Genomic DNA, 13,159 nt, shown 5'->3' on the forward strand with positions numbered 1-13,159 from the left:
AACTCAATCCCCCGGTAATTATATTTTCCTGAACAGTATACCATAAAAATAACTTTTTTTCAATGTTTTTGCCATATAAATATTGAAAAAAACGTATTTATGTGTTAAAATAACACTACCGATTTTTAATAAGGAGCACCATTATGACAAAAAACGAAATTTATACTTCTCTTGAGAAAATGAAATCTGAAAATCTCGCTCTTTCCGCAACTCTCACAGATAAAGCAAACATAACAGAGTATTCCTGCCTCGTAAATGACGGAATATGGACAAAAGCATTTCAGACGGCTCTCAACGAGCATGAATATATTATCATTCCCAAAAGTGATACTCCCTATTACATAGACGGCTCGGTGACCATTCCATCCAACCGACATATTGAAGCGGAAAACGGCGCAGTAATAAAGCTCTGTCCCGACACAGATGTCCTCATGCTGAGAAACGAAAACACTCGCGACGGCACACATTTTCCCATAAAAAGCGGTGAAGAAAACGTAAACATCTCAATAAACGGCGGACGCTGGGAGGAAAGCCGCACAACCCGTGCGGGCTACGGTAAAACGGGAAAATATGACGAAAACCGCAGTTTTTACGGCGTTTCCTGCCTTATGTTTTTCAACAACATAAAAAATCTGACTCTCACAAATGTCACCTTCTGCCACACAGCAGGCTTTGCCGTACAGATCGGCAATGTACAAAATGCTGTTTTTGAAAACATCAACTTCATCGAGTGCTTTGCCGACGGCATACACTGCAACGGCAACACAAAAAACCTGTGGGTGAAGAATCTGGACGGTGAGGTGGGTGACGACCTTATCGCGCTTAATATGTACGACTGGCAGGACTCCTCGGTGAATTTCGGTCCTCTTGAAAATGTATGGTGCGAAAATGTGTCATTAAAATCCACAACACTGTACAGTTCACAGCGCATACTGCCGGGCGTGTACTACTATGATGACGGCTCAAGTGTGGATTGCAGTGCACGAAACATTGTGTTGAAAAACTTCAGCGGTGTAAATGTATTCAAAATGTACTACCAAACACCAAGTTATTCCGTTGACACTCTTCCCGAAAAGGGCAAGGTGGGAAGCGGAGGAAATATATATTTCGAGGACATTGAGCTTGATCTTTTCCGCCCCGGCGACGGCACCCCCAACTACACGGAATCCGACCCCAAAACCGGTTTTTTCGGTGCATTTGAAATTGGTGCCAACATCGACGGGCTCTTCCTTGAAAACATCCGCGTAAAGCTTTACAAGGACAAATTTCCTCTGGGATATTTCATGACAGTGGGTCCCAAATCCTACCGTGCGGGAAATGTTGAGGTGTTCGACCCCTACGCAAGCTGTCATGTAAAAAACATTCATCTTAAAGATATTACTGTCAACGGACAAAAGATAACATCAACTGACGGGCTTGTAAAAGAAGTAGTATTTGATGATGTATACGGTGACGGACTCGCCTGCGGAAATGGCAAGGCGGAAAAAATTTTTCTTGAACAATAATTTTACATAAATATTTCACAAATCAAAAGGAGCATAATCATGTTTACAAAAGCAAAGGCAATATGGCTTAAAGGTCTGGAAAATGAATTTAACATTCAGGCGCTTTTCACCGCCGAATTTTCAAAATATGAAAGCCTCGCACTTAAGATAACAGGTGCCACCGCATACAGGGTTTACATCAACGACACCCTTGTTCACTACGGCCCCGCTCGTACCGCAGGCGGTTATGCCAGAATCGACGTTGTTCCGGTATGCGACTGTATACTCAAAGACAAAAATATTATAAGAATAGAAGCAGTCAACTATTACTGCAACTCCTTTGCCTTTGTCCGCCAGACAGGCTTTCTGCAGGCAGAAATTGTAAGCGGTGACGAGGTTATTGCGGCGACGGGCTATGATTTCAAGGCTTACCGTGTAAATTCAAGACTGCAAAAGGTCATGAGATACTCCTATCAGCGTTGTTTTACCGAGGTTTGGGACACTGCAATCCCCGACAGCGAGCACGAAATATGCTGTCCCGATATAAACGTTAAATATCTTGACCGCCACGCCCCCCTGCCCGACCTTAACGAAATTATGCTTGACGAAATTACACAGATAGGTGAATTCGGTTTTCTCAAAGAGGAATACCCCCACAGAAAACAGAGATTTATTGATTCAATAAACCTCACGGTAGACGGCAAAACCGACACAATTATGGGCTATACTCTTGACCAAATAGAAGAAAAGCCCATGTATGTATTCGACCAGCTGGACTACACCTTTGCCGAGGACAAAAAATCTCTCGGCTCGGCAATTTCGAAGGGCAAATATGCATTTTTCGACCTGAAAAAGAACATCACAGGCATGATACACCTCAAATTCAACGCAAAAACAAATTCAAAAATTTATATTGTCTTTGACGAAAGACTGGCTGACGGTAAAATAAACCACGCAATATGGTCCACTGTAAATATAGTTCAGCTTACTGCTCAGGGTATGCAGGATTTTTCAACCTTTGAGGTTTACGGCTTCAGATATGCGGCTGTATTCGTAATGGAGGGCGAAATAGAGCTTGACGGATTTTCTGTCATTGAATATAAAAATCCCATCAAGAATCCACCCGCACTCAAGTGTGACGACCCTCTTGTTCAGGGCATTTACACTGCGGCAGTTGAAACCCTCAGACAAAATTCCGTCGACCTTTACACAGACTGTCCCACACGTGAGCGTGCCGGCTGGCTGTGCGACAGTTACTACTCCGCACAGGCTGAATACGCCTTTACAGGCAAAACCGATGTTGAAGACGATTTTATTGAAAACTACCTGATTCAGACCTGCAAATATATTCCTTATGGTATGCTTCCCATGTGCTACCCCTCCGACCATTACGGCGGTCAGCATATTCCTCAGTGGGCAATGTGGTTCGTGTTGGAAATAGAGCAGTACAAACAGCGCAAGCCGGAATTTGATTTAAAGCGCTTTGAGCCTATTGCTTACAATCTTCTCAGCTATCTTGCACAATTTGAAAACGAATACCGTCTTTTGGAAAACCTGCCCGGCTGGAACTTTGTTGAATGGTCACAGGCAAACAGCTGGACAAAGGGCGTAAACTTCCCGACAAATATGCTGTACAGCGAAATGCTGTGTATCATAGGACGTCTTTTCAACGACGACCTGCTTATTAAGAAAGCGGCAAAAATACGTGATGCCATCGTTCTTCTGTCCTACAACGGCACCTTCTTCTGCGACCAGGCATACAGAAACGAAAGCAATGAGCTTATCACTTATCCCGACCGTATTACCGAGGTTTGCCAGTACTATGCATTCCGTTTCCGTGTTGCGGATAAAGAGAATTTTCCCAAGCTTTACGACATCCTTCTCACCGACTTTTACCCCAACACTACCATGTGGCCCGACATACCCAAGGTCAACGCATTTATCGGTATGTATGTGCGTATGGAGCTTTTACGCGAGTGGGGCAAAAATGAAATGCTGGTAAAAGAAATAAAAGACTTCTTCCAGCACATGGCACAGCACACAGGTACTCTGTGGGAGCATAAAGACATGACAGCCGGAAGCCTTAACCACGGCTTTGCATCCTATGTAGGCGGACTTCTTCTTGAAATATTCAATAAATAACAGGAGTAAATCATGTTTATAAAAGCTAAGCCGATATGGCTCAAAAATCTGGAAAACGAAATGAACATTCAGGCGCTTTTCACCGCCGAATTTTCAAAACATGAAAGCCTCGCACTTAAGATAACAGGTGCCACCGCATACCGAGTTTATATAAACGACGCTCTTGTTCACTACGGTCCCGCACGTACAGCGGGCGGATATGCCAGAGTTGACGTTGTACCCGTATGCGACAGCATTATAAGAGACAAAAATATTATAAGAATAGAAGCAGTAAACTACCACTGTATGTCATATTCTTTTGTCTGCCAGACAGGCTTCCTGCAAGCAGAAATAGTTAGCGGAAATGAGGTCATAGCGGCAACAGGTTATGATTTCAAAGCTTTCCGCGTAAGCGCAAGAGCTCAGAAGGTCATGAGATATTCCGGTCAGCGTTGCTTTACCGAGGTGTGGGATACCTCAATCGCGGACGAGCAACACGAAATATGCTTCCCCGACATACACATAGAGTATCTTGAGCGCCATGCTCCCCTGCCGGACCTTACCGAAGTAACGGCCGATGCCATTACTCAAATAGGCAATTTCAGTTACCTTGAAGAAGAATATCCCCACAGAAAGCAACACTTCATAAACGAAATAAACATTGCAAAAGACGGAAAAATCATTCCCGATACAGCATTTACCTTGGACGAAATCGACCAAAAACCAATGTACATCTTCGACCAGCTGGACTATACCTTTGCAGAGGATAAAAAGTCTCTCGGCTCGGTGATTTCAAAAGGAAAGTACGCATTTTTCGACCTGAAAAAGAACATAACAGGCATGATACGCCTCAAATTCAACGCAAAAACCAACTCAAAAATCATAGTTGCCTTTGATGAAAAACTGGTCGACAGTAAAATAAACCATGCTATTTGGGCTACCGTCAATATAGTCCAGCTCTCTGCCACGGGTAAACAGGACTTTTCCTTCTTCGAGATATACGGCTTCAGATATGCGGCGGTGTTCGTGCTGGAGGGCGAAATTGAGTTAGACAGTTTCTCTGTAATTCAGTATAAAAACCCCATAAAAAATACTCCGGCACTCAAATGTGACGATCCTCTTGTTCAGGGCATATACACCGCGGCAGCAGAAACTCTCAGGCAGAATTCCGTAGATATATACATGGATTGTCCTACCCGTGAACGCGCCGGCTGGCTGTGCGACAGCTACTACTCCGCGCAAGCAGAATACGCCTTTACAGGCAAAACCGATGTTGAAGACGATTTTGTTGAAAACTATCTGCTGCAGCGCTGTCCCGATATTCCTGAGGGAATGCTCCCCAAGTGTTACCCCGCAAACCACCTAAACAAAACCTTCATCCCCCAATGGGCAATGTGGTTTGTGCTGGAAATAGAGCAATATGTACAGCGCAAGCCCGATTTTGACCTGAAACGCTTTGAACCTGTTGCCTACAATCTTCTCAAATATTTTGCACCGTTTGAAAACGAATACCGTCTTTTGGAAAACCTGCCCGGCTGGAACTTTGTTGAATGGTCACAGGCAAACAACTGGACAAAGGGCGTAAACTTCCCGACAAATATGCTGTACAGCGAAACACTGTGCATCATCGGACGTCTGTTCAACGACGGCAAGCTAATCGAGAAAGCGGCAAAAATACGTGATGCTATCGTGCATCTTTCCTATAACGGCACCTTCTTCTGCGACCAGGCATACAGAAACGAAAGCAATGAGCTTATCACTTATCCCGACCGCATTACCGAGGTTTGCCAATACTACGCATTCCGTTTCCGTGTTGCGGACAAGGAGAATTTCCCCAAGCTTTATGACATCCTTCTCACCGACTTTTACCCCAACACTACCATGTGGCCCGACATACCCAAGGTAAATGCCTTTATGGGTATGTACATACGCATGGAGCTTCTCAGAGAGTGGGGCAAAAACGAAATACTGGTAAAAGAAATAAAAGACTTCTTCCAGCACATGGCACAGCACACAGGTACTCTGTGGGAGCATAAAGACATGACAGCCGGCAGCCTTAACCATGGCTTTGCATCCTATGTAGGCGGGCTTCTTCTTGAAATATTCAACAAATGATAAAAAAATAAATGTCAGCATTAGCGCAGTGTCCGGGGGACACTGCGCAGCGATATAAATTCCTGCGGAATTTGATATATGTGCTTCGCACTCGATATGCCGTAAGCGGCGCGATATGTCACTTCGTGACGAGAATTTATATTATACCGCATTCGGTTTTTTAAACCGAATATATCGCATTTGCGTAAGCAAATATATCGCGTTGTCGCAAGACAACATATCACCGGATAAATAAAACCTCTGAATTCGGTTTTTCATGCCGTTTTCAGAGGTTTTTTCTTATTTAACTATCCTTTAGAACACAATACATTTGCTGACATTTATTTTTTGTTTCTTATTCGTCATCCTGGTCGCTCAGACCCAGCGCGGTGTCAATGGGAAGAGATATAACCATTCCCTTTGCCTCGCTGTGAGCACCGCATTTTTCGCTTATTTCTTTCATAATGCTCAATTTGTTATCTTTATTCGCAACAATAAGCACCATATCCTTTTCTTCCTGCAAAGACACGCCCCACACGGTTGCCTGCTCGTTTCCTATGCAACGGCTGGGCACTACCGTACCGCCTCTTGCACCTGCGCCGCGTGCCGCTTCCATAACCTTTTCGCTGTATCCCTGGTTTACCGCCGCAATTATAAGATAATGCTTTATATCATTCATTTTTGTTTCAACCTCTCTTTGACGGTTATTTTCAAGTTGTCCTGTCATACGTACCAATATATTACTTGCGCCCGAAAGCGGAAGCGTAAATGCAATTCCGCTGTTAACGGTGCTCAGCTTAAGCTCACGTTTTAATTTTCTGAGCATTTTACCCGCAAAAACACCGGGCAAAAAAGTTATCAGCACGCATCTTTCGGGAGAACCAAGTCCCAGTACGTCAATCATTTCACTGGAGGCGGTGCCCACCGCGTTCCAGTCATACTGGATGGGAACATCGGCGGCACGGAACATTTCATTGGCTTTTTCCGCCAGCTTATGAGTCGTTATAACAATTAGCGCGTGAAGATCAATAGAATTATTCATATCGCCTTATTCCTCCTCAAATTCAATAATATCGTCGCCGTCATCGGGAAGTGCATTTTCGGGCTGTACGGCGGCAAGCTGTTTATTAAGTCTGACTTTATAGGTTAAGCCCATTATCTGCACGGCAATAAGCGGAGTGAGCGCAACCATGGCAACCGCACCGAAGGCGTCTGTCATTATATTTCCGCCCAGCGCCTTGCAGGCGCCTATACAAAGGGGCAGAAGAAAGGTTGAGGTCATGGGACCGCTGGCAACTCCGCCCGAGTCAAAGGCTATACCCACAAATATTTTCGGTACGTATCTAGACATTACAAGAGCTATTATATATCCCGGGACAATTATGATAAGTATGGGAATGCCGGTAAGTATTCTGAGCATTGCAAGCCCGATACTGACCGCAACACCTACCGAGAGACAACGGTTCATTGCCTTTGCGGAAACCGTACCGCTTGTAACCGACTGCACCTGGCGGTTGAGTATCTGTATTGCAGGCTCGGCTTTAACAATAAAATATCCTATAAGCATGCCGATGGGAACAAGTATCCACTTTTGTCCGCCCTTTGCAAGCTCGCTTCCCAAAAGAGAGCCTACCGGTGCAAAGCCTACATTAACACCGCACAAAAACATTACAAGACCTACGTATGTATAAATAAAGCCCACTACAATACGAAGCTTCTGTATGCGCTGATATCTGTGGCTGAAAAGCTGAAAAATTACAAACACCGCAAAAATAGGGGCAAGCGAGATAAAAACTTCTTTTGCATAATGAGGGATTTCGCGTGCAAAAGCACGGAAAACATCCTGCATTGTTTCCACTTCCACTATGACAGGGGTTGTATCGGTAACACCCTCGCTGCGGAAAAACATTCCCAGTATCATAACAGCAAGTATAGGGCCTACACTGGAAAGAGCAACAAGACCGAAGCTGTCGCTGGAGGCGTCCTTGTCACCGCGCATTACGGTAAGACCAACACCCATTGCCATAATAAACGGAACAGTTATGGGACCTGTGGTAACTCCGCCCGAGTCAAAGGCTACCGACAGAAAATCAGACGGCACAAAAAACGACAACACAAGAAGTCCCGCGTAAAGCATCATTAGAAGTGTGGAAAGATCGATTTTGAATATTATTCTCAGTACAGCCGTAGCAAAAAATATACCTACGCCTATTGCAACCGTCCAGATAAGTGTTGCATTGGGCACGGACGGCACCTGATTTGAAAGCACCTGAAGGTCAGGCTCGGCAACCGTAATGAGAATACCCATCAGGAGACTGACGGTAAGTATAAACCAGCGCTTATTGGACTTGGCAAGTCCTGCGCCTATACCCTCGCCCAATGGGCTCATGGCAGTTTCTGCACCCAGCTGGAATGTACCCATACCTATAATGAGCATTACCGCGCCAACAAAGAACATCATCATGTTTCCCACGCCAAGCGGAATCATGAAAATACTCAGCACCAGCACAATACCCGTTATAGGCAATACCTCCGAGAGAGATTCAAGGATATTCGTTTTGAGCTTTGAATTCATTGAACTGTCCTCTTTCGTATGTTTTGCGTAACTAAATACCTACATATTATAACTTATAAATGCCCGCAGGTCAACCGAACAAATGATAAAATAACAAAAAGTTTACACCGTTTTGTAACAAAGGCTGTAAAAAATCAACTGCGATTTTTTACAGCCTTTTTTACTGCTTTACTGCTTCACCGCGTCGGCAAAAAGCCTTGCCTGCTCGGTTATTCTGCCAAATTCGCCGTCATCAACCCATTTGCCGTTGACTATGGCGCTTCCAACGCCTATGCCGTATGCGCCTGCCTTCATGAAATCGGGGGCGTTTTCGGGGGTTACACCGCCTACCGCAAGGAATTTTATGTGGCTCAACGGGGCGCGCAGTGCCTTAAGATACTTGTCCGCGCCGTCCGTGCAGGGGAAAAGCTTTACGAAATCCGCGCCTGCGTTGTGTGCCTTTTTACATTCGGTGGCTGTGTATGCACCGGGAAGAGAAACCATATCAAGCTCTATGGTACGCTTTATGACCTCCTCGTCGGTGTCGGGAGAAACGATATATTCCGCTCCTGCCGATTTTGCCATCTCAGCCTGCTCGACCGTTATGACCGTGCCTGCTCCTACTGTCATTTTATCTCCCATTTCCGCCTTTATTGCGCTTATGGCGCTCATAGTATCCTTAAAGGTTTCGGGAGCCTTCTGGTTAAATGTAACCTCAACCAGCCTTACACCGCCCTCATAAAGAGCTTTCGCCGCAAGCACTGCTTTGTCGGTTGCCACACCGCGCATTATGGCAATCACCTTGTATTGCTCTATTTTTCTAATTACCTCTTCTCTCATCGGACATTCCTCTTTCTTTATAATTTATCCGTTCCCACTACCGTGAGAACACCGCTTTTAACCTCAAAATGCACATCAAAGCCCGCAAATTTCATGCTGTACACCCTGTCGGGTTCATCATGGTAAGCAGGCCTGGGGTCCTCCGCAAGACACTGGATAAGTGCTTCCCTTTTTTCGCGGGGAATTAATTCAAGAAGCTCAGGCGGAAAAACCACCTGCACATAAAAATCCCTTTTTGCTTCGGAATAACCGCCTTTTGCCTCGGTACGGCAATCCGCCAGCGGAATATACGGCTTTATGTCGTAAATGGGGGTCATATCCAGTAAATCAACTCCCGAAACGATAAGAACATCACCGTCCTTTTCGTCTTTTTCCACACGCTCCAGCTTGACGCAGGAAAGCCCTATGGGGTTCGGGCGAAAGGGTGAACGGCTGGCAAACACACCCACACGGGTGTTACCGCCAAGCCTTGGAGGGCGGACGGTGGGAGACCACCCATCCCTGTGTGCAAGTGAAAAATCAAAAATCAGCCAGAGATGCGAAAAATCCTCTATTCCCCGAAGTGCATCGGGATTTCTGTATTGCGGCTCAAAAACCACTCTTCCCGTCAGTGACGAAGCACGTCCGCTCTGGCGCGGAATACCGAATTTTTCGGTAAAATCCGTTCGGATGTACGCTATCGGGGTTATTGTTATGTTATTTTCACCGCCGCTCATATCAAAAGCCCGTTTCTGTCTGATTTGGTTTTATTATTTTCATGTATGAACGCTCCGAAAAAATATTATTTAATGCCGTCAATGGTCCAGCGGTTGGGCTTACGGAACTTATCAAGCTCGGTAGTCTGCACATGGTCAAGCAGACGAAGCTTCCATTCCAGACGCGCCGGGTCGCACACATATTCCATTCTGGGATCCCAACCCAGACGTGAGTCACATTCCGCAAGGGGCAGTGCGCGTTTTACATTTTCACGCTCGCTGTCAAGGATTCTCTCACACTCGCAAATAAGTTTTTCGATTTCGTTTCTGTCGTTTGCCACGGGAAGAGCATGTGTGGCTGTGTACCAGTCCTTGGCGTTGATTCCCGAGGTTACAACACATTCCATATAATGTCCGAGATTTATAAGATAAGCGTACTCATCATTTATCTGTCCCACAGCTTCAAGCTGTTTTCTTCCTTCTTCGAGAAGACCCAGCATTTTTACAAGCCGTGCTCTCTGATACGGCATACGAAGTCCCGAGGGAGCAAAGGAGGTCTGATGTGTACCGTTATGAGGTCTGTAAGCGGAATCCATAAAATAACCCTTTGAACAGCCGTCGGCAGGGTATTTGTACTTTCCTGCAATGCTGAACGGGAAGGACGGGCCTACACGGAATGCTCCGCACTGCTCCTCGCCGGAGGGAGAAAGCAGTCTTATGGCTTCACTCCACAGCGAAAGTGCCGAAATGATTTCATTTTCATGACCTGCACCGAAATGACGGCGCATAATGCGTACAAGCTCACCGTCGGTATCGGTACAGCCGGTATCATACATGAATTTTATCATTTCGCTGATAATGGACGGCATAAAGCCATACTGGTGGCTTTCCATAATACCTGAAATGTTATATTTTTTCTTACAATCAATAACTGCCGCCGCACGGTTACGCCACTGCTGAGGCATGGGCTGATAAGGTACACCGCCCATATCCCATGTGTTACCGCCGGTATTTGTCATTGCATAAAGGCGTATTCCGCACTCGTGTGCCACCTCCGCCTCGCTTATAAAGTAACGTCCCGGGCCGGCAAAGGACAATGTATAGTCATAAACCTGCTCATATACATCACCGCCCAGATGGATAGGCTCAAAGGTCTCAAAGGTAACAAGAAGGCTTACGTCGCGGGGCAGACTGCGTATAAGCGCCTGACGTGCCGCGGTATCCGCATAGCCCCAGTTATAGCTCCAGAATACAATGTCCGCATCGGGGGTGTAGCGGTTGATGATGGATTTGATTTTGGAAAGCCAGGGGGCATAATCGGTACAGGGCCAGAAATCCGCAGAGGGCTTGTCGGCAGGTATGCCGTCCACGTGGTTTGCGTCATAAGGAAGCGGTGAAGCGTTGGGGTCTCTTGTGGGGAAGCCAACGCTCTCGCCCACCAGAACAACGCCCTTAAGCCCCGGGCACTGACGGAACAGTGCTCCGTAGGTGCTTTCGTAATGTCCGTCTGCGGCAGGGTCATCGGGATGGCAAAGACTGCGGTAGTAGCTGTATGCATAAACATCTATACCCCACTTAGCCGCACGGCGGATAAGGTCATTAAAATCGGTATAACCGCGCAGGGAAGAATTTTTGCCGGTAGTCATAACAAGCACAGCATCCATTCCCGCATGGGCGATCTGTGCCAGGTGCCAGTCGGGAAATTCGTCCAGCATATAGCCCGAATGGGTCATACGGGGAGCAAAAAGAGGTGCCCGCTCGGTCGTGCCGAATTTGATAAAGGGCGCAAATTCCGCGGACATTTCATCCTCCAGGAAGAAAAGCGCCTGTGCCGCGCCGCGCTCGTCGTGGGCGGTTATATCTATACCCTTTTCGGAAGCAGTAACCTTAAAGGCTTTATATGAACCGTATGAAGGGTCTATGGTAATATTGACACTGCCCTTGCCCGAGCGTGTGATACGTGCGGAAATATTCATAGTGTCAAAAAGGTAATCACAAAAATCGCGTGCGGCAGTTATAATTACATCTCCCGCATCGGCATTAAGTGCAATAACATCTCCGTCTTTAAAGGAGAAAGTGTTCTGAGGAACCGCAGGGAAATCGTAAAAACGCAGAGGATGAACCTTTTCAAGTCTCTCGCGGAATTGATACTTATTTTCTTTTTTCAGCATAATAGCACCTCATAATGGATAAATAATGTAAAAACAAAGAAGACTAACTAATTATAGCATAGGATGTACAAAAAAACAAGAACAAAAGAGTAAGAATTTATATAATTATTTTCGCCAAATATATATTTTCAGCGTCGTAATACCGCAAAACATAAAGTAAAATTCACATTTATTACACCACATGTACGTTTTATACAGCTTTCGACCTTTTTCGGCATAATTTAGGTTTATTGTTGTTCAAACTACGGCAAAATCATTACCATTTTTTGGTTAAACTCACAAAATTGGTAATTATTGGTAATTTTATCGAAAAACCTATTGACAATTATTGGTAAAATGTGGTATTATATAACTGCAAAAGGAAAACGATATAAAGAGAGGGCAAAAATATGAATCAAAAAAACAAAATAAGACTTTTCATTTACGACACTTCAAACGAATTCCGTCTGGGCACCGCTCTTGACCTGTAGCGACGCGGTTATGAGGTGACGGGAGACTCCGGCGATCCCGCCGAAACCGTTTCACGTATATGCCACAATCCGCCCGATTTACTGATTATGAACATATGGTTTCCCGCGGGAGACGAGCTCAGTATCATTACCGACCTTGCCAAGCGTCTTGACCACCGCATGCCCAAAACTATTCTCATTACGGGTGTTGACAACAGGCGTCTTATAGACCGTGCTTACGAAATGGGTGTATCAACCTGTCTCCTGCGGCCCTATACCGTGGACACTCTGTGCGAACGCATCAACCGGACGGTTTATATCGAAAAGGGCGAGGATTTCAATCTGGAATCGCACGTGACAAAAATCATACATCAGATAGGCGTTCCCGCACATATTAAGGGCTATCAGTATCTTCGTACCGCCATTGTGATGGTTGCTAACAACAATCAAATTATAAATGAGGTCACAAAGACACTCTACCCTACCATAGCACGTGAATACGATACCACCTCCTCACGCGTGGAGCGTGCCATACGGCATGCCATAGAGGTAGCATGGGACAGGGGCGATGTGGAGGTGCTGGATTCATTTTTCGGTTACACCATTCACAAAAACAAAGGTAAGCCTACCAATTCCGAATTTATCGCCATGATTGCGGATAATCTGCGGTTGAAAATGCAGTTCAGAGCAGGCGGTAAAATTTCGTAAATCCGCATAAAGTCCTCCAAACAAAGAAGGCAGATGAAACCAT

9 protein-coding genes are annotated in these 13,159 nt (G+C 45.6%); 4 read left to right on the plus strand and 5 right to left on the minus strand.

From position 1 onward, the window contains the following. The first annotated feature begins 143 nt into the window (after nt 1–143). Genes E7588_09600 through E7588_09610 form a run of 3 tightly spaced genes read left to right on the plus strand, consistent with a single transcriptional unit; the run spans nt 144 to nt 5,720 of the window. On the plus strand, nt 144–1,505 hold the full coding sequence (locus E7588_09600; protein ID MBE6689505.1) for a hypothetical protein: 1,362 nt from the start codon (nt 144–146) through the stop codon (nt 1,503–1,505). A 39-nt stretch (nt 1,506–1,544) separates the two neighbouring features. Beyond that, nucleotides 1,545–3,626, plus strand: coding sequence for a hypothetical protein (locus E7588_09605; protein MBE6689506.1), 2,082 nt, complete (start codon nt 1,545–1,547; stop codon nt 3,624–3,626). Nucleotides 3,627–3,638: 12 nt separating this feature from the next. Then, on the plus strand, nt 3,639–5,720 hold the full coding sequence (locus tag E7588_09610; GenBank protein MBE6689507.1) for a hypothetical protein: 2,082 nt from the start codon (nt 3,639–3,641) through the stop codon (nt 5,718–5,720). 334 nt (nt 5,721–6,054) lie between these two features. On the opposite strand, the gene E7588_09615 is transcribed toward E7588_09610, so the two are convergent. From E7588_09615 to E7588_09635, 5 genes are all read right to left on the minus strand, one after another. Then, nucleotides 6,055–6,741 carry a transposase gene (locus E7588_09615; GenBank protein ID MBE6689508.1) on the minus strand — a complete coding sequence of 229 codons (687 nt, stop codon included), beginning with the start codon at nt 6,739–6,741 and terminating at the stop codon, nt 6,055–6,057. A gap of 6 nt (nt 6,742–6,747) precedes the next feature. Beyond that, complete coding sequence (locus tag E7588_09620) at nt 6,748–8,274, minus strand: DUF1538 domain-containing protein (protein MBE6689509.1); 1,527 nt, start codon at nt 8,272–8,274, stop codon at nt 6,748–6,750. Between the two features lie 168 nt (nt 8,275–8,442). Further along, nucleotides 8,443–9,093, minus strand: coding sequence for a bifunctional 4-hydroxy-2-oxoglutarate aldolase/2-dehydro-3-deoxy-phosphogluconate aldolase (locus E7588_09625; protein MBE6689510.1), 651 nt, complete (start codon nt 9,091–9,093; stop codon nt 8,443–8,445). A gap of 17 nt (nt 9,094–9,110) precedes the next feature. After that, on the minus strand, nt 9,111–9,782 hold the full coding sequence (gene tsaA / locus E7588_09630; protein MBE6689511.1) for a tRNA (N6-threonylcarbamoyladenosine(37)-N6)-methyltransferase TrmO: 672 nt from the start codon (nt 9,780–9,782) through the stop codon (nt 9,111–9,113). 92 nt (nt 9,783–9,874) lie between these two features. Further along, the gene (locus tag E7588_09635; protein MBE6689512.1) at nt 9,875–11,959 is read right to left on the minus strand and encodes a hypothetical protein; all 2,085 of its coding nucleotides are present in this window, start codon (nt 11,957–11,959) and stop codon (nt 9,875–9,877) included. A gap of 485 nt (nt 11,960–12,444) precedes the next feature. Here E7588_09635 and spo0A point away from each other — a divergent pair, with 485 nt between their 5' ends. Next, nucleotides 12,445–13,116, plus strand: a complete 672-nt coding sequence (gene spo0A, locus E7588_09640) for a sporulation transcription factor Spo0A (GenBank protein ID MBE6689513.1) — start codon at nt 12,445–12,447, stop codon at nt 13,114–13,116. The last annotated feature ends 43 nt before the right edge of the window (nt 13,117–13,159 follow it).

This window comes from Oscillospiraceae bacterium, assembly GCA_015065085.1.
Taxonomy (GTDB): Bacteria; Bacillota; Clostridia; order Oscillospirales; family SIG627; genus SIG627.

Excerpts from the sequence above, each read along its gene's own strand:
- E7588_09625 (MBE6689510.1), bottom strand. The coding sequence starts at position 9,093 with ATGAGAGAAGAGGTAATTAGAAAAATAGAGCAATACAAGGTGATTGCC.
- E7588_09620 (MBE6689509.1), bottom strand. The coding sequence starts at position 8,274 with ATGAATTCAAAGCTCAAAACGAATATCCTTGAATCTCTCTCGGAGGTA.
- E7588_09610 (MBE6689507.1), top strand. The coding sequence starts at position 3,639 with ATGTTTATAAAAGCTAAGCCGATATGGCTCAAAAATCTGGAAAACGAA.
- E7588_09605 (MBE6689506.1), top strand. The coding sequence starts at position 1,545 with ATGTTTACAAAAGCAAAGGCAATATGGCTTAAAGGTCTGGAAAATGAA.
- E7588_09615 (MBE6689508.1), bottom strand. The coding sequence starts at position 6,741 with ATGAATAATTCTATTGATCTTCACGCGCTAATTGTTATAACGACTCAT.
- E7588_09635 (MBE6689512.1), bottom strand. The coding sequence starts at position 11,959 with ATGCTGAAAAAAGAAAATAAGTATCAATTCCGCGAGAGACTTGAAAAG.
- E7588_09600 (MBE6689505.1), top strand. The coding sequence starts at position 144 with ATGACAAAAAACGAAATTTATACTTCTCTTGAGAAAATGAAATCTGAA.